Source organism: Microbacterium sp. 05N427 (assembly GCF_056397105.1).
This window is the reverse complement of record NZ_JBFTMT010000006.1, coordinates 190,728-214,547: the sequence shown is the minus strand read 5'-3', so window position 1 is coordinate 214,547 and position 23,820 is coordinate 190,728. Positions and strand designations below refer to the sequence as shown.

The 23,820-nt window shown below is 70.6% G+C and carries 24 protein-coding genes; 19 read left to right on the top strand and 5 right to left on the bottom strand.

The genetic code is table 11. The features are described 5' to 3' along the window. Positions 1 to 89 precede the first annotated feature (89 nt). Positions 90 to 578 carry an adenylyltransferase/cytidyltransferase family protein gene (locus tag AC1DG4_RS07705; protein WP_477375633.1) on the top strand — a complete coding sequence of 163 codons (489 nt, stop codon included), beginning with the start codon at positions 90 to 92 and terminating at the stop codon, positions 576 to 578. Positions 579 to 610: 32 nt separating this feature from the next. Here the strand turns inward: AC1DG4_RS07705 and AC1DG4_RS07700 are convergent, their stop codons facing one another. Further along, positions 611 to 1,963: a glycoside hydrolase 5 family protein gene (locus AC1DG4_RS07700; RefSeq protein WP_477375635.1), complete on the bottom strand. Its 1,353-nt coding sequence runs from the start codon at positions 1,961 to 1,963 to the stop codon at positions 611 to 613. Next, complete coding sequence (locus tag AC1DG4_RS07695) at positions 1,960 to 3,387, bottom strand: sulfatase family protein (RefSeq protein ID WP_477375637.1); 1,428 nt, start codon at positions 3,385 to 3,387, stop codon at positions 1,960 to 1,962. Before AC1DG4_RS07695 ends, AC1DG4_RS07700 begins: the two co-directional genes overlap by 4 nt. A 172-nt stretch (positions 3,388 to 3,559) precedes the next feature. Here AC1DG4_RS07695 and AC1DG4_RS07690 point away from each other — a divergent pair, with 172 nt between their 5' ends. The 5 genes from AC1DG4_RS07690 to AC1DG4_RS07670 all read left to right on the top strand — a co-directional run bounded on the left by AC1DG4_RS07690 (position 3,560) and on the right by AC1DG4_RS07670 (position 9,814). Next, positions 3,560 to 4,849, top strand: coding sequence for an ABC transporter substrate-binding protein (locus AC1DG4_RS07690; protein WP_477375639.1), 1,290 nt, complete (start codon positions 3,560 to 3,562; stop codon positions 4,847 to 4,849). A gap of 32 nt (positions 4,850 to 4,881) precedes the next feature. Then, positions 4,882 to 5,853 (top strand): carbohydrate ABC transporter permease, encoded by a 972-nt coding sequence (locus tag AC1DG4_RS07685; RefSeq protein ID WP_477375641.1) that lies wholly within the window; start codon positions 4,882 to 4,884, stop codon positions 5,851 to 5,853. After that, positions 5,850 to 6,827, top strand: a complete 978-nt coding sequence (locus tag AC1DG4_RS07680; RefSeq protein ID WP_477375643.1) for a carbohydrate ABC transporter permease — start codon at positions 5,850 to 5,852, stop codon at positions 6,825 to 6,827. The genes AC1DG4_RS07685 and AC1DG4_RS07680 overlap by 4 nt, the downstream gene beginning before the upstream one ends. Further along, positions 6,824 to 8,374: a family 20 glycosylhydrolase gene (locus tag AC1DG4_RS07675; protein WP_477375645.1), complete on the top strand. Its 1,551-nt coding sequence runs from the start codon at positions 6,824 to 6,826 to the stop codon at positions 8,372 to 8,374. Before AC1DG4_RS07680 ends, AC1DG4_RS07675 begins: the two co-directional genes overlap by 4 nt. A 150-nt stretch (positions 8,375 to 8,524) precedes the next feature. After that, positions 8,525 to 9,814, top strand: coding sequence for an alpha-L-fucosidase (locus tag AC1DG4_RS07670; RefSeq protein WP_477421165.1), 1,290 nt, complete (start codon positions 8,525 to 8,527; stop codon positions 9,812 to 9,814). 42 nt (positions 9,815 to 9,856) lie between these two features. On the opposite strand, the gene AC1DG4_RS07665 is transcribed toward AC1DG4_RS07670, so the two are convergent. After that, positions 9,857 to 10,441, bottom strand: a complete 585-nt coding sequence (locus tag AC1DG4_RS07665) for an HhH-GPD-type base excision DNA repair protein (RefSeq protein WP_477375648.1) — start codon at positions 10,439 to 10,441, stop codon at positions 9,857 to 9,859. Between the two features lie 80 nt (positions 10,442 to 10,521). Here AC1DG4_RS07665 and AC1DG4_RS07660 point away from each other — a divergent pair, with 80 nt between their 5' ends. Further along, positions 10,522 to 10,992, top strand: coding sequence for an SRPBCC family protein (locus AC1DG4_RS07660; protein ID WP_477375650.1), 471 nt, complete (start codon positions 10,522 to 10,524; stop codon positions 10,990 to 10,992). Then, positions 10,989 to 11,861: a metalloregulator ArsR/SmtB family transcription factor gene (locus tag AC1DG4_RS07655; protein ID WP_477375652.1), complete on the top strand. Its 873-nt coding sequence runs from the start codon at positions 10,989 to 10,991 to the stop codon at positions 11,859 to 11,861. The genes AC1DG4_RS07660 and AC1DG4_RS07655 overlap by 4 nt, the downstream gene beginning before the upstream one ends. Here AC1DG4_RS07655 and arr read toward each other — a convergent pair. Beyond that, positions 11,854 to 12,264, bottom strand: coding sequence for an NAD(+)--rifampin ADP-ribosyltransferase (gene arr / locus AC1DG4_RS07650; RefSeq protein WP_477375654.1), 411 nt, complete (start codon positions 12,262 to 12,264; stop codon positions 11,854 to 11,856). The genes AC1DG4_RS07655 and arr overlap by 8 nt on opposite strands. A gap of 273 nt (positions 12,265 to 12,537) precedes the next feature. After that, positions 12,538 to 13,872: a glutamyl-tRNA reductase gene (locus AC1DG4_RS07645; protein WP_477375656.1), complete on the bottom strand. Its 1,335-nt coding sequence runs from the start codon at positions 13,870 to 13,872 to the stop codon at positions 12,538 to 12,540. Between the two features lie 254 nt (positions 13,873 to 14,126). Between AC1DG4_RS07645 and hemE the strand changes: the two genes are divergently transcribed. The 11 genes from hemE to AC1DG4_RS07590 all read left to right on the top strand — a co-directional run bounded on the left by hemE (position 14,127) and on the right by AC1DG4_RS07590 (position 23,770). Then, the gene (gene hemE, locus AC1DG4_RS07640; RefSeq protein ID WP_477375658.1) at positions 14,127 to 15,185 is read left to right on the top strand and encodes a uroporphyrinogen decarboxylase; all 1,059 of its coding nucleotides are present in this window, start codon (positions 14,127 to 14,129) and stop codon (positions 15,183 to 15,185) included. After that, positions 15,182 to 16,735, top strand: a complete 1,554-nt coding sequence (locus AC1DG4_RS07635) for a protoporphyrinogen/coproporphyrinogen oxidase (RefSeq protein WP_477375660.1) — start codon at positions 15,182 to 15,184, stop codon at positions 16,733 to 16,735. Before hemE ends, AC1DG4_RS07635 begins: the two co-directional genes overlap by 4 nt. Positions 16,736 to 16,843: 108 nt before the next feature. Further along, complete coding sequence (locus tag AC1DG4_RS07630) at positions 16,844 to 17,266, top strand: hypothetical protein (RefSeq protein ID WP_477375662.1); 423 nt, start codon at positions 16,844 to 16,846, stop codon at positions 17,264 to 17,266. 1 nt (position 17,267) lies between these two features. Next, complete coding sequence (locus AC1DG4_RS07625) at positions 17,268 to 17,672, top strand: phage holin family protein (protein ID WP_477375664.1); 405 nt, start codon at positions 17,268 to 17,270, stop codon at positions 17,670 to 17,672. Beyond that, entirely contained in the window at positions 17,662 to 17,937 is a 276-nt protein-coding gene (locus AC1DG4_RS07620) for a hypothetical protein (protein WP_477375666.1), read from the top strand. Before AC1DG4_RS07625 ends, AC1DG4_RS07620 begins: the two co-directional genes overlap by 11 nt. A 92-nt stretch (positions 17,938 to 18,029) precedes the next feature. Beyond that, complete coding sequence (hemQ, locus tag AC1DG4_RS07615) at positions 18,030 to 18,734, top strand: hydrogen peroxide-dependent heme synthase (protein ID WP_477375668.1); 705 nt, start codon at positions 18,030 to 18,032, stop codon at positions 18,732 to 18,734. Further along, positions 18,731 to 19,762, top strand: coding sequence for a hydroxymethylbilane synthase (gene hemC / locus AC1DG4_RS07610; RefSeq protein WP_477375670.1), 1,032 nt, complete (start codon positions 18,731 to 18,733; stop codon positions 19,760 to 19,762). The genes hemQ and hemC overlap by 4 nt, the downstream gene beginning before the upstream one ends. Before the next feature lie 11 nt (positions 19,763 to 19,773). Then, entirely contained in the window at positions 19,774 to 20,568 is a 795-nt protein-coding gene (locus AC1DG4_RS07605) for a uroporphyrinogen-III synthase (RefSeq protein WP_477377314.1), read from the top strand. Continuing rightward, on the top strand, positions 20,565 to 21,569 hold the full coding sequence (gene hemB / locus AC1DG4_RS07600) for a porphobilinogen synthase (RefSeq protein ID WP_477375672.1): 1,005 nt from the start codon (positions 20,565 to 20,567) through the stop codon (positions 21,567 to 21,569). The genes AC1DG4_RS07605 and hemB overlap by 4 nt, the downstream gene beginning before the upstream one ends. Positions 21,570 to 21,693: 124 nt before the next feature. Then, positions 21,694 to 23,016: a glutamate-1-semialdehyde 2,1-aminomutase gene (hemL, locus tag AC1DG4_RS07595; RefSeq protein WP_477375674.1), complete on the top strand. Its 1,323-nt coding sequence runs from the start codon at positions 21,694 to 21,696 to the stop codon at positions 23,014 to 23,016. A 295-nt stretch (positions 23,017 to 23,311) separates the two neighbouring features. Then, on the top strand, positions 23,312 to 23,770 hold the full coding sequence (locus AC1DG4_RS07590; protein ID WP_477375676.1) for a hypothetical protein: 459 nt from the start codon (positions 23,312 to 23,314) through the stop codon (positions 23,768 to 23,770). The last annotated feature ends 50 nt before the right edge of the window (positions 23,771 to 23,820 follow it).

Below are 23,820 nucleotides of genomic sequence, written 5' to 3'. Positions count from 1 at the left end.
CGTCGGACACGGCGCCGTGCCGGAAGGCGCGCCCAGGGACTGCTCCGACCCGTTCGATAGAGTGCTCTGGGCCGACGAGAGGAAATTCGATGATGACGCCGGACGCCGTGAACGTGAAGAAGCACCAGGACTACAACCCGGGGCCGCGCGTGGGGATCACCTTCTCCACCTTCGACCTGCTGCACGCCGGTCACATCATGATGCTCGCCGAGGCCAAACGGCAGTGCGACTACCTCATCTGCGGTCTGCAGATGGATCCGACTCTGGACCGCCCGGAGAAGAACGCACCGACGCAGACCGTGGTCGAGCGCTACATCCAGCTGCGCGGCTGCGAGTACGTCGACGAGATCGTCCCGTACTCGACCGAGCAGGACCTCGAGGACATCCTCCGCTCCTTCAAACTCGATGTGCGCATCGTCGGCGACGAATACGAAGACCGCGACTTCACCGGCCGCGCGTACTGCGAGGAGGCCGGCATCGAGCTGTACTTCAACAGCCGCGACCACCGCTTCTCCAGCTCCGGCCTGCGCAAGATCGTCGCGGCCAAGGAGGCCGAGCGGGTCAACGGCCAGGGCTGAGCCGCTCGCCGCTCACTGCGGCGTCGCACCGGTCACGCGAGGATCTCCGCGGCCGGGCCGTCGACGACGGTGTTGTTGGAGGAGTAGGTCCCGGATCCGGTGCGCAGATCGGGACGGAGCAGGTCGGTGATCCCGCGAGACGCGAGATCGACCGGATCCGCCGCCGTGCGCGAGGTGACGAAGGTCACGTCCAGATCGGCGTCGCACGCGTCGACCCACGCCTGGAAGATGGCGCCGCCCGGGCTCATCGCAGCACGGCTGACGGGGATCTCGTGCGCATCGACCTCGATCACGATCGCCGTCGTGCGGACCGGCGCCTGCGGCCGCGCGCGCAGCTCGGGGATGATCTCCGCGAAGCGGCGCCCGATGGGCTTGGCCGCGCCCGTCTGGTCGATCAGGCCGAGGGAGTACTCCAGCTCGGGGTAGTCGGCGAGCCCGCGGCCCACGTCGTGGGAGCACCACCAGGTGACGCCCCAGAGGTTTTCGGTGCGCACCGCGGCGCGCACCGTCGCCTCGAGGAAGTCGGGGGTCTGCTCGGGCGTCAGGCAGTTCGACGGAGCGCCGACCTCCTGCAGCCAGATCGAGCGCTGCGGGTCCGTGGCGAAGGCGCGGGACAGCTCGATCATGTACTCGGCGTGCCGGTCGCTCGCTGCGCTCCGCCCGCCGTAGCGCTGGGCGGTGCCGTTGAAGATCCACGAGTGCACCGTCGTCATGGCGCCGATCCTGCTGGCATGCGTCGGGACGAAGCCGTGGCCGTCCATGTACCAGGCGGCGTCGTACTCGCTGTGCACATGCGGCAGCCCGGGAGCGGAGCGCTCGGCCGCGTCCAGCAACGCGGTCAGCCAGGCCGCCGCCTCATCGGGTGAGACGGGCCACGGGTGCGGGTGCACAGCTGCGGAGAACTGGTTCACCTCGTTGCCGAGCGTGAAGCCGAGGAAGTTCGGGGCGTCGCGCAGCGCGGCGCCGAGGCGCTCCACGAGTGCGACCTGGCCGCTCAGCGCGAGGGGGTGCGTGAACATGTTCTTGTCGTGCCAGGTGAACAGCCACGACGGGATGAAGTCGAAGCTGGAAAGATGCCCCTGGATCACGTCGACGCTCGCGTCCATCCCGAACTCGGCGGCGACATCGACCACCGCCCGCACATCGGCGATCGCCTTCTCCCGGATGAGGGTCCTGTTCGGCTGCAGCACCGGCCAGAGCGGGAAGATCCGCACGTGGTCGAGCCCGAGCGCGGCGAGCCCCGCGAAGTCGCGCCGCACATCGTCGAGGTCGAGGTCGAGCCAGGAGTGCATCCACTCCTTCGACGGGGTGTAGTTCGCGCCGAACCGCAGCGGGGCGGCTCCGTTCGCAGCGGTGGGGTGTGCGGCGTCGGTGCCGAAGGTCATCGAGTACGTCCTTCCGGGACGGGCTGGCGCGGGTGGGGGGAGTCGCCGAGCTCCTGTTGGAGATCCCACAGCTTCAGGGTCAGTTCACGCCGGATGCCGGCGTACGCGGGATCGAGATGCACGCTGGTGAGCTCGTGCGGATCCTTCTCGAGGTCGAAGAGCTCCCACTCCGGAGGATAGGACGAGTCGCCCGTATTGGGCAGCCCCATTCCATCGGCGTAGTAGTAGATCAGCTTGTAGCGGTCGGTGCGCACGCCGTAGTGCGCCCAGACGCGATGCATGTGGTCGTCGTGCTCGTAGAACCGGTAGTAGTGGGCGTCGCGCACGGGTGCCGGATCCTCGGCGGTCAGGATGTCAACGAGACTGTGCCCCTGCATGCCCTCCGGCGCGGCGGCGCCGGCGAAGTCGAGCAGGGTCTGGGCGATGTCGACGTTCGACACGAGCGCCTCGGTGCTCCCTCCTGCCGCGACGCGGGCGGGATAGCGGATGACGAGCGGCATCCGCAGCGACTCCTCGTACATGAACCTCTTGTCGAACCATCCGTGCTCGCCGAGATAGAACCCCTGGTCCGAGGCGTAGATCGTGATCGTGTCGTCGAACCGGTCCCGCTCCTGCAGGAACGCGGTGAGCGCCTGCACGCCCTCGTCGACCGCGGCCACGCAGCGCAGATAGTCCTGCATGTAGCGCTGGTACTTCCACATCGCGCGCTCGTCGTACCCCAGCTCGGCGGGCGGATCCTCCTTGAGGTCGATGTCGGTGAGGTCGTCCGCGATCCGCATCGTGGCGTGATGCGCGGGCGTGCCGCGGCCGTCGTAGTCGTCCTCGAACGTGGGCGGGAGCGGGATGGGGTCCGTGAACAGGCCGGCGTGCCGGGGGTGCGGCTGCCACGGCCGGTGCGGCGCCTTGTGCCAGACCAGCACGCAGTAGGGCTCGTCTCCCTGCGCGGCCATCCACGCCAGCGCATGCTCGGTGATGAGGTCGGTGACGTAGCCCTCGTACCGTACGGGGCCGTCGGGCGTGAAGAACTCCGGGTCGAAGTACTCGCCCTGATCCGGAAGCACCTCCCAGTGGTCGAAGCCCGCCGGGTCGTGCTCCGGTCCGTGGCCGAGGTGCCACTTGCCGAACATCGCGGTGCGGTAGCCCGCGTCCTTGAGTGCCGTGATGAACGTCTCGTGGTCGTTCCTGAGGTGCGTCGCCAGGGTGGTCACGGAGCTGGTGTGGCTGTAGGCGCCGGTGAGGAACGCCGCGCGGCTCGGCGTGCACAGCGCGTTCTCCACCAGGGCGCGGTCGAAGCGCATCCCGGCCGCCGCGATCGCGTCGATGCCGGGTGTGGTGTTCACCACCGATCCGTAGCAGCCGATCGCGTTCGAGGCGTGGTCGTCGGTCAGCACGAACACGATGTTCGGGCGACGGGGACTGCTCATCGCGTTCCTCCTTGAGTCGCTGAAGGGATTTGGTCCACCGGATCGGCGTTGTGCAGTGCTGTTGGACGACGCCCGGTCCTTATGGCATGCTAGGCACACTATATCGTTTTAGTGATGGGATGCCAGCGCCGGCCGGCGATGCACCCGGGACACTTCGAAGGAGAACACGTCCATGAAGATCCGATCGACTATCGCCGTCGGCATCGCCGCGGTCGCGGCGCTCGCTCTCACCTCGTGCACCGGGGGAGGGGCGGCCACCGGAGGAGGATCCGCCGACGGCGAGATCACCGGGACGGTCACGTTCCAGACCTGGTCACTGAAGAACGACAAGTTCTCGCCGTACTTCCAGGACATCGTGAAGGGCTTCGAGAAGGCGCACCCCGGCACCACCGTCAAGTGGATCGATCAGCCCGCGGACGGCTACGAGGACAAGGTGCTGCAGCAGGCCGAGTCCGGAGAACTCCCGGACGTCGTGAACCTGCCGCCCGAGTTCGCCTACCAGCTCGCTCAGGCGGGCCAGCTCGTCGACCTGAAGAAGTCCTCGAAGGTCATCGACGACTACGTCTCCGGCGGCGTGGGCGCCTACACATACGACGGCCTGAGCGGCGCGTACGGCTTCCCGTGGTACCTCGGCACCGAGCTGAACTACTGGAACAAGGATCTGCTCGCGAAGGGCGGCGTGACGGCTCCGCCGAAGAACATCGACGAGACGCTGGATGCGGCGGGCAAGCTCGCCCAGGCAGGGGTGCAGACCCTCTCCGACGTGCCGAGCCCCAAGTCGCTGCAGATCATGGTCTCGGACGAGGGCGGGAAGCTCGACGTCTACAAGGACGGCAAGTTCACCTTCAACACCCCCGAGGCGCAGGCGATCGTGCAGCGCTACGCCGACCTGTACAAGGCCGGCGCCGTCACCCCGGAGGCGCTGCAGAACGCGGGCACCGCGAACGCCAACGTGAACAACTTCAACAAGGGCACGGTGGCGTGGACCACGGCCGGCCCGAACTACATCGACAAGGACGTCGCGGTCAACGCGCCGACCCTGCTCCCGAGCGTCGTGCCGACCGCCGGCTTCGGCACCCCGCCGCTTTTCGTGCAGGGCATCAGCGTGTCCTCGAAGTCGAAGAACTCCGCGACCGCGCTCGCCTTCGCCGAGTACGTCACGAACACCGAGAACCAGATCGCGTTCGTGAAGCTCGCCGCCGGCTTCTTCCCCGGCACGAAGAAGGCCAACGAGGATCCCGCGAAGTTCGCCGACACCGCGCAGAACGAGCAGCAGGCCGTCGCGACCACCCTCGCGGCCGCGCAGATGGACAAGGCGAAGCAGACCGGTGCGCCCGCGTACACCGAGGCGATGGAGAACTACGCGAAGCAGCAGATCGCGCTCGCCGTGAAGGGGGACATCACCCCGAAGGAAGCGCTGGACAAGGCCGTGAAGTTCTGCGAGCAGAACGTCGCCAAGTGATCCGATGACGCGGAGACGGAGGGGATGAAATCATGAGACGACAGCGCTGGTACACGCCGTACCTGCTCGTGCTGCCCGGCGTGATCTGGGTGTTCGTGTTCGCGCTCTGGCCGTTCCTGAACACGGTCGTGCTCGCGTTCACGGACGCCCGCCCCCTCCGTCCCGTGTCGTTCGTGGGGCTGGAGAACTTCGGCAGGCTGTTCCAGGACGAGCGGTTCGGATACGCGCTCACGACGTCGCTCGTCTACGTCGTGGTGTGCGTGCCGCTGCTCACCTTCCTGCCGCTGCTGCTGGCGATGCTGGTGCACCGGAAGATCCCGGCGATCGGCTTCTTCCGCACCACGTTCTACTTCCCGGTGATCGCCTCGGCCGTGGTCGTCGCGATCGTGTGGGAGTTCCTCTTCTCCGGCAACGGCACGATCAACACGGCGCTGAAGTTCTTCGGGCTCGCGGACCGTCCGATCGAGTTCCTCTCCGATCGCTGGCTGCTGATCGGCTGCGCGATCGGGCTGACCGTGTGGAAGGGACTCGGCTACTACATGGTCGTCTACCTCGCCGCGCTCGGGAACGTCGGGCGCGAGTTGCACGAGGCCGCCGCGATGGACGGGGCAGGGGCCTGGCGCCGGTTCTGGGCCGTGACGGTGCCCGGCGTGCGCGGGCCGATGATGCTCGTCTCCGTGCTCATCTGCGTCGGCGCGATGCGGGTGTTCACCGAGCTGTTCATCCTCTCCAGCGGCACCGGCGGACCCGGCGGCCAGGCCATGAGCATGGTCATGCTGATCCAGTCGATGGGCAAGGGCTTGAACGGCCAGATCGGCTACGCCTCGGCGATCTCGCTGATCCTGTTCCTGCTCACGCTGATCCCGCTCACCGTGGTCGGGATCGCCAACAACGGCGAGATGATCCGCGAGGCACTGAGCACCCGTCGCCTGCGCCGCGACCTCAAGGCGCAACAGCGCGCCGAGCGCGCCGAGGCCCTGATGCGCACGGAGGCCACCGCATGACGTACAGCGAGACTCCAGGGACCGCCGGGCTGATCGAGCAGACCGAGGAATCGGTCGGCGGGCGCGTCGGGCGCGTGGGGCGCAGCCTGCGCCCGTCGGAGCCGCGGCGGGAGCGCGCCTATCGCACCCGCGGATCGGCCGACATCATGAAGCCGTCGCTGGCCGGGCTGATCGGCAAGTACGCGCTGCTCGTCGTGATCTTCGGGATCATGGTCTTCCCGTTCCTGTGGCAGCTGTCCACGTCGTTCAAGGGATCCGCGGAGGACATCTACGGCTTCCCGCCGAACCTCATCCCGAGCGCGCCGACGCTCGACCACTACGCCGAGGTGTTCCGCACCATCCCGGTGCTCGACTACGCGCGCAACTCGCTGCTCGTCGGCGTCGGCACGGTGCTCACCAACATCGTCTTCGCCACTCTCGGCGGCTATGCGCTGGGCTGCCTGAGGTTCCGGGGCAAGGGGATCGTGATGGTGATCTTCTTCTCGACGCTGCTGCTGCCGGGCGAGGTCACCCTGACCAGCCAGTACCTGACCGTGAAGTCGCTGGGGCTCGCGAACACCCTGTGGGGCGTGTTCCTGCCCGGTGCGATCGCGGCGATCAACGTGCTCCTGATGGCCGCCGCCTGCCGGATGATCCCCGCCGACACCCTGGATGCCGCCACGATCGACGGTGCCAACACGATGCAGCGCCTGCGTCACATCGTGTGGCCGAACATCCGCGGCATGGTGTCGGTGGTCGCGCTGTTCGCCTTCATCGGCGCCTGGGACGACTTCCTCTGGCCGCTCGTGGTGCTCTCGGATCCGGCGAACTACACGCTCACGGTGGGCATGAACTACCTCAGCTCCAACTTCGGATCGAACCCCCGTGTGATCGCGGCCGGCACGATGATCGCACTCGTGCCGATCATCATCCTCTTCGCCGTCCTGCAGAAGCAGTTCTTCAAGGGCGTCGAGGAGGGGAGCGTCAAGGGATGAGTCTCTCCGGCCGCCCGGTCCCTGAGGCGTTCAGCCCGGGCCCTGAGGCTGTCAGACCGGTCCCTGAGCTTGTCGGCCCGGTCCCTGAGGTTGTCGAAGGGCACTGGGCCGCGATCCCGCAGCCGACGGCGTTCGAGCCGGCGGCCGGGGCGTGGGCGCCGACGCGGGTGCGGGTGATCGCGGCGAGCCGGGGGCTGCGCCGGGAGGCCGAACGGCTCGAGTCGGAGCTGCGGGCGTGCGGGATCTCGGCGGCGGGCAGCGTCTCGGATCCGGTGATCCGGCTGCGGCTGAGTCCCCTCGCGACCCGGGACCCCACCGACGAGTCGTTCACGATCGACGTGGCCGAGGACATCGTGGTGTCCGCGGCCTCCGCGGCCGGGGTGTTCCGCGCCACCCGGCAGCTGCTGCACAACCTGCGCGCGCACGGCGCCGTCCCCCGGGGCAGCGCGCGGTCCGCGCCGGCGGTCGTCGAGCGCGGCCTTCACCTCGATGCGGGGCGCAAGCACTATCCGGCGGAGTGGATCCTGGGTCAGTTGCACGCGGCGGCGGACGTCGGGATCAACGTCGTGCAGTGGCACTTCTCGGAGAACGAGGGATTCCGCCTCGAGTCCGCGGCCTTTCCGGAGATCGTCTCGGAGGAGCGGATCACCCGCGGCGAGGCCGCCGAGATCGTCGCGACGGCGCACGATCTGCACATCGATCTGATCCCGTCTCTCGACATGCCGGGGCATCTGCGGCACGTGCTGGCGGCGCACCCCGAGCTGCGGCTGCCAGGGATCCCTGGGCTCGCGACCGATCACGCGCTCGACATCACCCGCGAGGACCCCGTCCGCTTCGCCCTCGCCCTGATCGACGACATGATCCCGGTGTTCCCGCACAGCACGCGCTGGAATCTCGGCGGCGACGAGTTCGTCGACTTCGACCGCATCGCCGAGTTCCCCGCGCTCGCGACGGCGGCCGTGCAGCGCTACGGCGCGCAGGGAACCGGTTTCGATCTGCTCACCGGGTTCGTGAACCGCGTCGCCGCGCATCTGCGGGAGCGGGGTATCGAGGCGCGCGCCTGGAACGACGGCCTGCTGCGCAGCGCGAGGGAGCACCTGGATCCCGACGTGGTGCTGACCTGGTGGACGAACTGGAACGCCGGGATGCGCCCGGTCGCCGCCGCCCTCGCCGCCGGGCACCGGCTGGTCAACGTCAACGACGCGATGTTCTACTACGTGCTCGGCGAGAACGCGGGTTACCGCTATCCGACCGCGGAGCGGATCTGGGGGGCCGACTGGCATCCGGGGCTGTTCCCCGCTCTGTGGGGGCCCGAGGGGCAGAGCACCGTGCGGCAGGAGCTGATGCGGCCCTACCCGGCGCTCCTGCTCGGGGCGTCTTTCGCGGTGTGGTCGGACCGGCCGGAGGCGCAGACGCCGGCCGAGGTCGCGGAGGGCATCCGCAGACCGCTGCGCGCGATGGCGGAGCGGGCCTGGAACGCCGGATCCGCCCTGTCGCTTGCGGACTTCGCGGCGCTAGACGCCGCAATCGGGGAAGTCGCCGGCTGACGCGCCGCACCGTTCTCAGGATGAATTCGCCGAAAGGGCCAGGAAACGCCGATTTCGTGCGGATCGTCGAATTCGATCCTGAGTTGCGTACTCCCAGGCCGTCCGCCCCGCCCTCGCTGCGCCGCGGTGCGCCGTATATCCTCGATCCCCGTGACCACCATCTCCGCGCAGACCGCCGCTCTGCACCCCACACCCGCCCAGCTGAAGTGGCAGCGGGACGGCGTCGGCGTGTTCCTGCACTTCGGTCTCAACACGTTCTTCGGCGTGGAGTGGAGCGACGGATCGCTGCCCGCGTCCGGATTCGACCCGGCGAAGCTCGACGCCCGGCAGTGGGTGGCCACCGCACGCACGGCCGGAGCGGCGTACGTGGTGCTCACGGCGAAGCACCACGACGGGTTCTGCCTGTGGCCGACGGCGACGACGGACTACTCGGTCGCGTCGAGCCCCTGGCGGGGAGGCCGCGGCGACGTCGTCCGCGAACTCGCCGATGCCTGCGTCGAGGCGGGGATGGGTCTTGGGCTGTACCTCTCGCCCTGGGACCGCCATGAGTCCCGCTACCCTGATCCGGCCGCGTACGACGACGTCTACTGCGCGCAGCTCACCGAGCTCTGCACGCAGTACGGCGACCTCGTCGAGGTGTGGTTCGACGGTGCCGGATCCGCGGGCCGTGTCTACGACTGGGTGCGGATCACCGGTATCGTGCGGGAGCATCAGCCGGGCGCCGTGATCTTCAACATGGGCGATCCCGACATCCGGTGGRTCGGCAACGAGGACGGCCTCGCGGCAGACCCTGTGGAGTACGTCGTCGATGTCACCCCGAATGATGTGCACACCGATGCGATGCTCGGTCTCGGCGGGCCCCGCTACCTGCCCCCGGAGTGCGATGTGTCGCTGCGGCACGGCTGGTTCTGGCAGCCGGGGGACGAGCCCAAGAACCTCGAGCACCTGCTCGGGATCCATTACCGCTCGCTCGGGCTCGGCGCGAACCTGCTGCTCAACGTGCCGCCGAACAGGGACGGGCTCATCGACGCCGCTGACCTCGCGCGACTTGCCGAGTACGCGGCCGAGGTCCGGCGACGGTTCGGCGCTCCGCGCGAAGCGGAGCTCACCGCGCTCGGTGACGGGCGCTGGCGCGCCGACTTCGGCGCGGACGTCGCGATCGATCACCTCGAGCTCGTGGAGGAGCTCGTCGGCGGGCAGCGCATCGCGGGACACCGCGTGACGGATGGACGGGAGTCTGTCTGTGTCGGAGGGACCGTCGGGGTGCGCCGGCTGCATGCGTTTCCCGACCGCACGGCGCGGTCCCTGGAGATCGCTCTCGATGGGCCGTCGCCCGTGCTCGCCGCCGTGCGCGGCTATCGCACCGGCGTCGAGTCGGAACCCGTCGTGCTGTCGACCGAGGACTACCGTGCGGGTGACGCCGACATGATCATGATGTGAGTCACCGCTCCCCGAGCGGGCGGGGCGAGACGAAGGGTTCGGTCAGCTCTTCGCGGCGGCCTTCATGGCGCGCTTGTGCTCGCGGACCCTGGTGAGCGACTCGGGCGAGACGATATCCGCGACCGAGCGGAAGGATCCGTCCTCGCCATAGGGGGCCGAGGCCTCCCGCCAGCCGTCGCCGGTGAAGCCGTACTGCTTGCCGAGCAGCGCCAGGAAGATCTTCGCCTTCTGCTCGCCGAATCCGGGAAGGGTCTTCAGCCGCCGCAGCACCTCGGCGCCATCCGGTCTGGTCCCTGAGCCTGTCGAAGGGCGTGTCCACAGGTTGGCCGCGTCGCCGTCCCAGTCGTCGACGAGCTTCTGGCACAGCGTCTGCACGCGCGCGGCCATGGATCCGGGGAAGCGGTGCACCGACGGCGACTGCTTGAACGCGGCGAGGAACTCGTCGGGATCGTAGGCGGCGATCGTGGCGGCATCGGTCGCGCCCGTGCGCTGCTCGATCTTGAGGGGGCCGGCGAAGGCGATCTCCATCGCGACCTGCTGATCCAGCAGCATGCCCACGAGCAGGGCGAGCGGGTTTTCGCTGAGGAGGGTATCGGCGGCGGTGTCTCCGGTGATGTGAAGGGCCATGGAACCAGTCTCGCACCGCGTCGGGACTCTCATCGAGGAAACCCTTGACATATTCGTCTAGACGAATGCATCATGAATCCATGACCGAGATCATCGAACGAACCGTATCCGCCTCGCCCCGCCGCGTCTGGGAGCTCTGGACCACTCCGACGGGCATCTCGCGGTGGTGGGCGCCGGATGGCTTCCGCACCGACGTGACCGCTCTCGATCTTCGACCCGGGGGCGCGCTCGAGTACACGATGACGGCTGTCGCGCCGGAGCAGGTCGCGTTCATGGAGCAGAACGGGATGCCGCTGACCACGGCGTCGCGCAAACGCTTCACCGAGATCGACGAGCCAGCGCGCCTTGCGTACGTCTCGATCATCGACTTCGTACCGGGGCACGACGAGTACGAGCAGCTCACCGAGGTCGAGCTGCACCCTGCCGCGGACGGCGGCACCCGGGTCGTCATGCGCGTCGCGCCTCTGCATGACGAGGTCTGGACAGAGCGCCTGCTCGCCGGACGGGCGAACGAGCTGGACAACCTGGCCGCGCTCGTCGCCGCCGGATGAGCGACGACCGGGAAGGGCCGGCGCCCGCCGACCGCACGGGCGAGCGGGCCGGATCCCCCGACCCTCAGCGCGCCTTCGCCGCGATGGGCGAGCCCACGAGGTTCCGGATCCTGGAACTGCTCGCCGCGTCGGCCCGCACCGTCGGCGGCGTGGCGGAGGCGATCGGCGCCCTGCAGCCGCAGACCACGAAGCACCTGCAGGTCCTCGAAGCGGCCGGGCTGATCACGATCCACAAGCTGGGCCGCCGCCGGGTCGCCAGCCTCGACCGGGCCGCGTTCGCGAACCTGGCGACGTGGCTGGAAAACCGGGCGCAGCCGGACCGGGACGACGAGACGCTGCAGGCGTACGGACGAGCGATCGCGCAGGAGGAGGCGAGCGCCGGCGGTGCGCGCGCGTTCTCGCTCCGCGCCCAGGTCGATGCATCCGTCGAAGCGGTGTGGCGCGCGTGGACGGACCCGCAGCTCGCCGCGCGGTGGTGGGCTCCGCCGCACTTCGACGTGCGCGAGTTCGAGATCCGCCCGACAGCCGGTGCTGTCATCCGTTTCGCGCTCGGCGAGCCCGGTGGGGCGACGTACCGCTCGGAGGGGCGCGTGATCGAGGCGGATCAGGGGCGGCGGCTGGTGTTCGCGCTCGCACCGCTCGACGCGACCGGGGAAGCGCTGTTCGACGCGGTGCACACGGTCGAGTTGCGGGCGGTCGGCGACGCCACGATCGTCGAGTTGCGGATCGAGGCGGACGGCGTGCGGCCGGGTGGCGTCGAGGCGGTCGCGGGGCTCGAACCGGGATGGAACCAGCTGTTGCAGGGGCTCGCCGCGTTGTGGGGCGGCGCAGCAGGTGAGGTATCGCCGGGGCCGGGATCGCCTAGTTGATGATCTCGCCGCGCTCGTCGGCGAGGAGCGACGCCAGGCGGTCCCGCCAGTCCTGCAGCGCCTCCGGGGCCAGCCGCGTCCAGTCCTCGAGCTCGGCGACCACGCGGAGCGGATCCGTGCTGCGATACGAGCGGGTCGGGTTGCCGGGAAACTTCTTGTCGGTGACGTTCGGATCGTCCTCGAAGGCGCCGGTCGGCTCGACGAGGTACACCCGGGGCTCGCCGTCGCCCGCCGCGAGCTCGGCGGCCAGGCCCGCCCCGTCGCGCAGAGCGGTGAAGTAGATGTGGTTCATCACGACCTCCGGCCGGTAGTTCGACCGGAACCCCGCCGTGAGGAGGTCGCCGGGCTGCAGGTCCGCCTTGGTGCCGTGGAAGAACGGTCCTTCGTCTGTCACGTCGCTCACCCTGACAGGCTAATCGCGGAGCGTCCGGGAGGGCATGGCCGGACGTGGCGCGGCGGGTGGTGGGGCGGTCTTGTCCGTTCGCGTTGCCGAATGCAGGACCGCGCCCCCGTGTGCAGGACTGACCGGGCGGACGAGCGCGTGCTTGTCCGAAGACCTGCGGAAACCCGAGCCCTTGCCGACAGCGCGCGGCCACCTCGTCCTGCAGATGGAGCCAGGATCCTGCATTCGGTCGCGGATCGGGACAGCACCGTTCCAGGCCTGCCCAGGGCGGGGTCAGGCCGTGGCAGCGTCGTCCTGTCGCGCCTCGGCCTCGGCGCTGAGTCCGTACAGCGTCTCGACCGCGGCGATGAACTCGGATCCGCGTCCCTGCGCGGCGAGTTCGTGCGCGCGGCTGGTCGGGGTGTGCAGCAGTACGCCCGCGAGGTGGCGCATGGCCTGCTCGACCTGTCCGCCGTCGTCGCCGCGCTTCCTGGCGCGGTCGATCTCGGCCTCGAGCAGCCCGAAGATGTGCGCGCGCAGGGCGACGACCGCCGGAGTCACGCTCTCACGAGCACCGACCTCGTGGAAGGTCGCGGCGGCGGCGCGCACGATCGAGCGTGCCGCATCGGTCGCCTGCAGTTCCTCGAGCGGTGCGTGCAAGCGGATCGTCTCGAGGTCCAGAAGCGCGACGCCCTCGATCTCGGCGACGTCGGGCGCCACGTTGCGCGGCATGCCCAGGTCGACGATCAGCTGCGACGGGGTCGCCCCCGCGGAGAAGCCATGACCGGGGATCGGGCAGTCGACGGCCGCGCCGTCCGGCGACGGCAGCGCGGACAGCGCCGGTCCCCGTCCCTGGCGCAGGATCGCGGCGTCGAGCACGGGCTGCTCGGCGCTCGTGCAGGTGATCACGATCGAGGCGTGCGCGGCGGCGCGGGCGTACTCCGACTTGGGCAGCGCGCGGATGCCGTGCTTCGCGGCGAATGCGGCGCCGCGGCCGGAGGGCGAGTGCACGCTGATGTCGTGGGCGCCGCGCTCGCGCAGCGTCGCCAGAGTCACCGCGGCGTAGGCGCCGGTACCGACGAGCAGCACGCGGGCGGTGCCCCAGTCGGCGATGCGGCTGTCGGCCAGCTCGAGGGCGAGGCGCACGAGCGAGCGGCCGGCGCGCCCCAGGGCGGTGTCGTTCTTGACCTTGCGCTGCGCCTCGCTCGCGCGCTGGAAGAGGCGCTCCAGCTCGGGAGAGGTCGTGCCGTGCGTGCGGGCCATGGTGAGCGCGCGTCGCACCTGGCCGGCGATCTCGCCCTCACCGGAGACCACGGACTCGAGTCCGGATGCGACGGCGAAGAGGTGCTCCACGACCCTGGCGCCGGAGTGCACGGCGGAGGAGGCGTTGAGGGTGTCGGCGGGGATGCCGCTGCGCTCCGAGACGGTGCTCAGGATCCTGGCGACGTCGCTCTCATCGGCCGCGCCGTCGACGTCGACATAGGCCTCGAAGCGGTTGCAGGTCGCGAGCACGACGGCGCCCTTGGATCCTTCGGAGAGGGATCCGGCCAGGTCATCCGGGGTGCGACTGAGTCGTTCGAGGAGGTCGAAGGGGGCGGTCTTGTGATTCGCCGTGACGCAGAGCAGCACCCTGAGAGTTTACGCCCCGCGCCCTTTGCGGATCCTGGAAGGCGTCGCGGGGCGACACGGATCCGGCCGGTCTCGGTCTGTTCGTGTCGCTGATTCGGGGCGTGCCGCGTCGTTTTGGGGCGCGCCACGGCCGGGAAACTCGGCGTGCTGCGCCCCAAAACGGGAGAGCGCGCCCCGAATCGGCTGGCCGACGGATCGGTGCCGGGCACCGGATCCTCACTCACCGCAAAGCAGAGGTCGGGGAGAATGGTTCCATGCCCCTCAACGACGCCCCCCTGCTGCGCGCCCTCGCCGGCGACCGCCCCGAGACCACACCCGTGTGGTTCATGCGCCAGGCCGGCCGCTCGCTGCCCGAGTACCGCGACCTGCGGGTCGGCACCCGGATGCTCGACGCGTGCCTCACCCCCGACCTCGCGGCGGAGATCACGCTGCAGCCGGTGCGCCGGCACAAGGTCGACGCAGGCATCTTCTTCAGCGACATCGTCGTGCCTCTGCGCCTCGCCAGCGTCGAGGTCGAGATCGAGCCCGGTCGCGGCCCGGTCTTCGCCGACCCCGTGCGGACGGCCGCCGACGTCGACCGCATCACGGCGATCGATCCGGCCTCCCTCGACACGACCCAGATCGCCGAGGCGGTGCGGCTCGTCGTCGCCGAGCTCGGCGACACCATCCCGCTGATCGGCTTCGCGGGAGCGCCGTTCACGCTCGCCGCCTACCTCGTCGAGGGCGGGCCCTCGAAGGAGCACCTGCGCGCCAGGGCGATGATGCACACGGATCCGGACTCGTGGAATCGGCTCGCGGGCTGGCTGGCGCGGATCTCGCGCACCTTCCTCGACGCGCAGCGCGCGGCCGGGGCGAGCGCCGTGCAGCTCTTCGACTCCTGGGCGGGATCCCTCAGCTCCTCCGACTACCGGGCTTTCGTCGCCCCGCACTCGGCCGCCGCGGTCGACGGCATCGACGCCCCCGTCATCCACTTCGGCGTCGGCACGGGGCCGTTCCTCTCGGACATGCGCCTGGGCGGGCGCGCCGACGCGGTCGGGGTCGACTGGCGCCTGCCGCTCGACGAGGCCGTCGCCGTGCTCGGCGACGACGTGACCGTGCAGGGCAATATCGACCCCGCCCTGCTCACCGCGCCCTGGCCCGTGCTCGAGGCGCACGTCCGCGACGTGCTGCACCGCGGCCGGGCCGCCCGTGCGCACATCCTGAACCTCGGCCACGGCGTGCCGCCCGAGACCGACCCCTCGGTGCTGACCCGCATCGTCGAGCTCGTGCACGAGGTCAGTGCAGAGTCGGCCGCCTCCGGGGCGTCGCGATGAGCATGCCGGATCCGGGGCACGCCCCCGACCCGGCCCCCACCTCCGACCCGGCGCGCACGCCTGAACTCGCCGCGAAGGCGGCGCACCTGCGCGTCGCAGTGATCGGCGGCGGCGTCGCGGGGCTCGTCGCGGCGGAGTCGATCGCCGCGATCGGCGCGCACGCGACCGTATTCGAGGCGCAGGAGCGGGCTGGCGGTGCCGTGCAGCAGGGCGAGGCCGACGGACTCGCCTTCGACGCCGGAGCCGAGAGCTTCGCCGTGCGCGGCGGACATGTGCGGGCGCTTCTGTCCGACCTCGGCCTCGACGACCGCGTCGTCTCGCCGGAGCCGGGCGGAGCCTGGGTGGCGGGGATCCCCGGCGGCGCGGCTCCGCTGCCGAAGGGCGGGCTGCTCGGCATCCCGGCGAATCCCTTCGCTGAGGACGTGCGTCGTGTGATCGGCTGGAACGGCACCTGGCGCGCCTGGCTGGATCGCCTGCTGCCCCCGCTCACGATCGGCCAGGACCACAGCCTGGGCCGTCTCGTGCGCAAGCGCATGGGCGCCCGTGTGCTCGACCGCCTCGTGGCCCCGGTCAGCACGGGCGTGTACTCCGCGCATCCCGACGACATCGACGTCGACGTCGCCGCGCCCACCCTGAATGCGGCCCTGACCCGCGCCGGATCGCTCTCCGGCGCCGTCGCCGAGATCACCGGCGGATCCGGACGCGCTCCCGGCGCAGCGGTGCAGGGACTCGAGGGCGGCATGTCGGGCCTGGTCGATGCGCTGGTCGCCCGCATCGAGCTGCTCGGATCCGAGGTACGCACCGGCGCTCCGGTCGAAGGGCTCTCGCGCGACGACGACGGCTGGACCGTCCGGGTCGCGGAACAGGAACAGGAGCCGGGCCCGGATCCGGCTCCGGAGTCCGAACGTCCCGAGGACGGGGGCACGGATCCCGCCGAGCCGGCGGTGCGTTTCGACGCCGTGATCGTCGCCGCCGATGAGGCGACGGCGCGGCGACTGCTCGCTCCGCACGTGCCGGAGCTCGCCGCGGTCGCCGCCGGGTCCTCCCCGCGCATCGAGATCGTCACGCTCGTCCTCGACGCCCCCGAGCTGGACGCGGCCCCTCGGGGCTCCGGCGTACTCACCGTGCCCGGATCGCACATCGCGAAGGCCCTCACGCACAGCAGCGCGAAGTGGGCCTGGCTGCGCGAGCGGGCGGGATCCCGGCACGTCGTGCGGGTGTCCTTCGGCTCAGCGGGTGAAGATCCGGCGACCGGGGCCCTCGACGACGAGGCCGCCGCAGCCCTCGCGCTGACCGAGGCCTCGGCGCTCCTCGGCGTCGCACTGCGCCCAGCGCAGTTGCGCGGCAGCCACAGGGCGCGGTTCGTGCAGGCGCAGCCCTCCGCGGTGCGCGGCGCGGCCGAGCGCCGCAGCGCTGCGGCAGCCGCGATCGCCGCCGTGCCCCGCGTCGCGGCGACCGGGGCGTGGCTGAGCGGCACGGGGCTGGCGCAGGTCGTCCCGCACGCCAAGGCTGAGGCGGAGCGCGTCCGGCACGCACTTCTCTGGGACTGACGACTCCGAGATCGCCGTCGTTCCGCGGCCCTCCGGCCGATAGATGCCGAAATCGGCATACAGGGTTACGCTGGAGGTCCGCAGAGACCGCAATCGTGAGGAGACCCCATGAAGGGGAAGATCGGACTCGTCGTCGGACTCGGCGTCGGTTACGTGCTGGGCACCCGGGCAGGGCGCGAGCGCTATGAGCAGATCAAGAAGCAGTGGCTCAAGGTCTGGCACCTCGACCCGGTGCAAGCGCAGGTGCACAAGGTGCAGGACTTCGCGAAGACGCAGGCCGCCGCCGTTCCTCAGGCGCTGTGGACCGGTGCGGTGAAGATCGTCAAGGCCGCCACGTCCGACGGAACGCCGGGCCAGCGTGTGGATTCGACTCTCGCGAGCGGCAAGACGGTCGCGGCCGAGGTCAAGCAGGCCGCGGAGGAGACCGTCGCGGCAGCCGAGGCGACCGTCGCCGCAGCCGAGGGCAAGACGAAGCCCCGCACGGCGTCTGGCGCGAAGAGCGCGCCGAAGAAGCCGACCGCAGGCGCCTGACATGGCCCGCAATTTCCGGGATCGCGCCGACGACAGCCTGCTGACGCTGCTCGGCGACCTCCCCGACCTCGTCAGCAACCTCGTCAAGGCCGAGATCGACGCGGCCAAGACCTGGATCTCGCGAACCGCGAAGGACGCGGGAATCGGCAGCGTCTGGTTCCTGGTCGCGCTGTTCTTCCTGTTCTGGACCGTGCCGGTCGTCCTCGTGTTCGCGATCGCCGGACTCTCGTCGTGGTTCCCGGTCTGGCTCTCCGCGATCATCACGTTCGGAATCCTGCTGCTCGCCGTGCTCGTGTTCGCGCTGCTCGGGATCCTGAAGTTCCGCAAGGTCCTGCGCCGGGAGAACCCCGCACAGGCCGTCGCCACCGACATCCGCATCGTGAAGGAGGCCGGCGATGGCCGTTGACCCGGTGAACATCCCACGCACCGCCGTTCCGAACGGGATCGTCGATCCTGTCGCTTCGGCCCGTGCCGAGCTGAAGGCGGCGCTGCTCGCGATCGAGGAGAGGGGCAACGTCCCCCGCCGCCTCGAGAAGGCGACCGTGGAGGGCAAGGTCAAGCTGCGCTCGTTCGCGCGGCGCAATCCGGTCGGTGCCTTCGCGGCGGCCGTCGGCGTCGCGGCGGTCGTCGGTGGCATCGTCTGGGCGGTCGCTCGCAGCATCTCGCGCTGATCCGGATCCGGCTCGGCACCGGATCGGATCCGGCCGAGTCCGGGATCGGTCATGCGTCTGCGCCTCATAGCCGGAGGGGGCAGACTGGACCCATGGCTGAAGCTGCTGAAACGCCCGTGCTCGCCGCCGACTCCGACGCCTCGCCCCAGGGTTTCACCCTGTGGGCCGTGTGGCGCCGCGACCCCTCCGCGCCCGTGGTCGAGTCCGACGCCACCGAACTGGAGGACATCGTCCGTCTCATCGAGGACGGGGGGATCTCCGTCCGGGGCTTCTACGACGTCTCCGGGCTCAAGGCTGACGCCGACCTCATGGTGTGGCTGCACGGGCCCAGCCCCGAGGAGCTGCAGAAGGCCCTGCGGCGACTGCGTCGCACCGAGCTCCTTCGCACCCTGCTGCCGACCTGGAACGTCATGGGCGTGCACCGCGACGCGGAGTTCAATCGCGCGCATGTGCCCGGGTTCCTGCGCGGCGTCGAGGCGAAGGACTGGCTCTGCCTGTACCCGTTCGTGCGCACACCGGAGTGGTACCTGATCGAGGAGGACGAGCGCCGCCGCATGCTCGCCGAGCACGGCCGCAAGGGCGCCGCCTTCCGCGGCGTGATCGCCAACACCGTCGCCGCCTTCGCGCTGGGCGACTACGAGTGGCTGCTGCCGCTCGAGGCGGACGACCCGACCGAGCTCGTCGACCTCATGCGCGACCTGCGCTACACGGACGCGCGTCGTTACGTGAAGGAGGAGGTGCCCTTCTACACCGGGCGCCGCCTGCGCCTCGAGGAGATCCCCGAGGTGCTGCAGTGACCGCTGCCGGCGACGTCATCCGGCTCGGCACTCGTCGCAGCGCCCTGGCCCAGGCCCAGTCCGGCCACGTGGCGAAGGCGCTCGAGGTGGTCTCGGGACGCCGGGTCGAGCTCGTCCCGATCACGAGCGAGGGCGACACCAACCGCGCGTCGCTCAGCGAGATCGGCGGGCAGGGCGTGTTCGCCACGGCGCTGCGCGATGCCCTGCGCCGCGGCGAGTGCGACATCCTCGTGCACTCCCTGAAGGATCTGCCCACGCAGGTGCCGGACGACCTCGTGATCGCCGCGATCCCGGCGCGCGCCGATGCCCGTGACGTGGCCGTCACCCGCGACGGCACGCCCCTCCACAAGCTGAAGGCCGGATCCGCGATCGGCACGGGATCCCCGCGCCGCGTCGCGCAGGTGCACGTCCGCAACCCGCGCCTGCACACGTCGGATCTGCGCGGCAACGTCGACTCCCGGCTGCAGCGCGTCGCGTCGGGTGAGCTCGACGCCGTGATCCTCGCCGCCGCCGGGCTCAGCAGGCTCGACGGCGACCCGCTCGGAGAGCTGAGGGCCGAGCCGCTCGGGCTCGCCGAGTGGCCGACCGCCCCCGGGCAGGGCGCGCTCGCCGTGGAGACGACGGCCGATGCTCCTGCCGAGCTGCTCGCCGCCCTGTCCGCCCTCGACGACGAGGCCACCCGCATCGCCGTCACGGCCGAGCGGGCGGTGCTGGAGGGACTGGACTCCGGCTGTCAGGCGCCGATGGCGGCGCACGCGGAGATCGTGGACGGCGACCTGCGCGTCCGGGCCGTGGTCTACGCCCCGCGCGACGGCTGGCGGATCGGGATCGATGTCACGGAGCCCCTGCATCCAGACTCCGTGAAGGCGGCGGCACCGGGCGAGGAGTATATTCATCCCAACGGCAGTGGCAACGGTGCGGACTCTGCCGATGGTGCAGACCCGATCAGCGCATCACGCGCGATCGGGTTGTCTGTTGCCCATCGGCTGCTCGAACGTGGGGCGGCTGACCTCCTCCCGCGCCCCTGAATCCGATGATGATGACTGAATCGAAGCAAGAGGCCAAGCCGTTGACCGGTTGGCGCGTGCTCGTGCCGCGCGGAGGACCGTGGGGCGACGGCGTCGCCGCGAGCCTGCGTGCGCAGGGAGCGGTGCCCGTGGTGGCCCCCCTGATCAACTTCGCGCCGACGAACGACCAGGCCGCCCTCGACGACGCGCTCGCGAAGCTCTCGGCCGGTGAGTTCGACTGGCTCACGATCACGAGCGCGACCACGGTCGACGTGCTCTTCGCGCATCGCGCCGAGATCCCCGCCTCCACGAAGATCGCCGCCGTGGGCGAGACCACCGCCACGGCGCTCACCGCCGTCGGCTATCACGTCGACCTCGTCCCGGAGGACGACAACTCCGCCGAGGGCATGGCGGGGCAGCTCATCGCGCTGGAGCCGGAGCCGAAGCGGATCCTGACCCTGCGCAGCGAGATCGCCAAGCCGCTGCTGACCAGATCGCTGATCAAGGCCGGCCACGACGTTTCCAGCGTCGTCGCCTACCGCACGGTCGGCGTGCCGGTGACCGAGCGGATCATGCGCGACGTGCAGAACGGCCGGATCAACGCGATCCTCGTCACGAGCGGATCCGTCGCGGAGCAGGTGCGCGAGCAGTTCCCCGACATCCCCGACTCCACGCTGCTCGCAGCGATCGGCCCACGCACCGCGAAGGACGCCAAGAGGGCGGGCCTTCCGATCACCGTGGTCGCCGACAAGCAGACCGTCGACGCGCTCATCGACGCGGTCTCGCAGTTCACCCTTCCGCACGCGGCCGACGAGTTCGCCCCGTGACCGGGGGACTCGGCGCGTCGGCCGGCTTCCCGGACGTCCGGCCGCGCCGGCTGAGGCAGTCCGCGGCCGTGCGCTCCCTGGCGCGCGAGACGGACCTGCTTCCGCGCCACCTGGTGCTCCCGGCGTTCGTGCGCGAGGGACTGACGGATCCGGTGCCGATCGGATCCATGCCCGGTGTCGTGCAGCACTCGCTCGACTCCCTCCGTCGTGCCGCCGTCGAGGCGGCCGAGGCGGGCGTCACCGGCATCATGCTCTTCGGCGTGCCCGCCGTGCGCGACGCCGTCGGATCCGGCGCCGATGATCCGGACGGGATCCTCAACGTCGCCACCGCCGCGCTGGCCGCCGAGGTCGGCGACGCACTCGTCGTGCAGACCGATCTGTGCCTGGACGAGTTCACCGACCACGGCCACTGCGGCGTGCTCGCGGCGGACGGATCCGTGGACAACGACGCGACCCTCGAGCGCTATGTCGCGATGGCGCTCGCGCAGGCGCGCGCCGGGTCGCAGCTGCTGGGCCTGAGCGGAATGATGGACGGCCAGGTCGCGGCCGTGCGTCATGCTCTGGACGCGGAGGGCTTCCAGGACGTGCTGCTGCTCGGCTACGCGGCGAAGTACGCGAGCGCGTTCTACGGCCCCTTCCGCGAGGCCGTCGATTCGCAGCTGCAGGGCGACCGCCGCACGTACCAGCTCGATCCGGGCAACCGGCGAGAGGGAGTGCGCGAAGCACTGCTGGACGAGGCCGAGGGGGCCGACATCGTCATGGTGAAGCCGGCGATGGCGTTCCTCGACGTGATGCGCGAGGTCCGCGACGCCGTGCGCGTGCCGGTGTGGGCGTATCAGGTGTCGGGCGAGTACGCGATGATCGAGGCCGCCGCGCAGAACGGCTGGCTCGACCGCGAGCGCACGATCCTGGAGTCGCTGCTGTCGATCCGCCGTGCCGGCGCCGACACCGTGCTGACCTACTGGGCGACCGAGGCCGCCCGCTGGCTATCCCGCGGCTGATCCGCCTCCAGATCCGCTCCCGTCGCAAACGTTGCCGGAATATCCGCCGGAAAGCGGCACCATTCGCGACGGGAGCGGATCTGGCCGGCGAGCGAAGCGAGACGAAGGACGGGAGAATGGATCCATGACCGATCGCAATGACGACCTGTTCGATGCCGCCCGCGCCGTGATCCCCGGTGGGGTGAACTCGCCGGTGCGCGCCTACGGGTCGGTCGGCGGCACGCCGCGGTTCCTCGCGAGCGCTTCCGGCGCGACGGTCACCGATGTCGCGGGCACGACCTACGTCGACCTCGTCGCGTCCTGGGGGCCTGCGCTGCTCGGGCACGCGCATCCCGAGGTCGTCGCGGCCGTGCAGGAGTCGGCGACGCGCGGCCTGTCGTTCGGAGCTCCGACCGAGGGAGAAGTCGAACTCGCCGACCTCATCGCCGACCGGGTGCGGCACGGCGACGCCCGCCCCGTCGAGCGCGTGCGGCTGGTCTCCACGGGCACCGAGGCGACGATGACCGCGATCCGGCTCGCTCGCGGCGTGACCGGACGCGACCTCCTGGTGAAGTTCGCCGGGCACTACCACGGGCACTCGGACGGCCTGCTGGCCGCGGCCGGTTCCGGCGTCGCGACCCTCGCCCTGCCCGGATCCGCGGGCGTCCCCGCGCCGATCGCCGCGCAGACGCTCGTCATCGACTACAACTCCACGGAGGCGCTCGCGGCGGTGTTCGCCGAGCACGGCGACAGGATCGCGGCCGTCATCGTGGAGGCGTCCGCCGCGAACATGGGCGTGGTCGCTCCACAGCCCGGGTTCAACCGGCTCATCGCCGAGACCGCGCACGCGCACGGCGCCCTCATGATCCTCGACGAGGTGCTCACCGGCTTCCGCGTGCACGCGGCCGGCTTCTGGGGTCTGCAGCAGGCCGCGGGCGAGGAGTACCTGCCCGACATCATCACGTTCGGCAAGGTCGTCGGCGGCGGCATGCCGCTCGCCGCGCTCAGCGGCCGCGCGGAGGTCATGGACCGGCTGGCGCCGACCGGCCCGGTCTACCAGGCCGGCACCCTGAGCGGGAATCCGCTCTCGGTCGCCGCAGGCCTGGCGACCCTGCGCCTCGCGACCCCGGAGGTGTACGCACGGATCGACGCCTCCGCGGAGCGTCTGTCGGGCGCGCTCGACCGCGCTCTGACCGATGCCGGCGTCGTGCACGCGGTGCCGCACGCGGGCAACCTGTTCGGCGTGGCCTTCGCCGGGGCCGCACCGCGCGATTACGCCGAGGCCCAGGCGCAGCAGGGCTTCCGATACGCCCCGTTCTTCCACGCGATGCGCGAGCAGGGCGTGGCGCTGCCGCCGAGCGTTTTCGAGGCCTGGTTCCTCACGGCCGCCCACGGAGACGCCGAGCTCGCGGCGATCGAGGCGGCGCTGCCCGTCGCTGCCGAGGCCGCAGCTCGCGCGACCGCCTGAGATCGCGGACCGGGCCGGGAGCGCTGTACGACCGGTCAGGCGGGCCGCTGGCCCGCTGGCCTGCTGGGCCGCTGTTGGCTGCGCCCGACGCCGAACCGTTCTCAGGATGAATTTGCGGGATCCGCGATTTCGGGGGCATGAACAAGCCCAGGTGCCCCATCCGTCCTGAGAACGGTCATGGGCGGTGGCGAGCCGGTGGCGGGATCCGGATTTGTGGATCCTCGCCAGCGGGATCGTTGCCGTCCTGTGAGGTGCCTCGCGGGCGGATCCGGGGCTGCGCTGGCAGACTGGGGGGATGGTGACGCTGCTGCTGGATCGGACCCGCCTCGAGGTGGAGCTCTCTCCTCTCGAGCGCGCCGTCTCGTTCCGCCGCGACAACCTGCACATCGCCCGCGAGGCGATCGTCAAGGTGCAGCTCACGGATGATGCCTGGACGTGGCTGCGCGGAGTCGGGAGCCCCGGCACCCATGTGCCTCTCGTGCTCGCGGCCGGCACCTGGAAGTCGGCCAACGGCGACGACTTCGTACTCATCCGCCGGCACAAGCCCAGCGTCGTGATCGACCTGGAGGGTGCGGAGTTCCAGCGGCTCGTCCTCACCACGCGGCACGGGCTGGCGCTCGCTCAGGCGCTGCGACTCGACGTGAGCTCCGAACTCGCGGAGGTGACCGACATCGCTGCGACCGGCGCGATCCCGATCGCCGAGCCCGCCAAGTCCCCCCGACGCAAGCGCAGGCCCTCGCCCCGTCCCGCCTGACCACTCGGAGCAGCCGTAGGCAGCTCCGAGGAGGCGGAGTGCATGCGCCT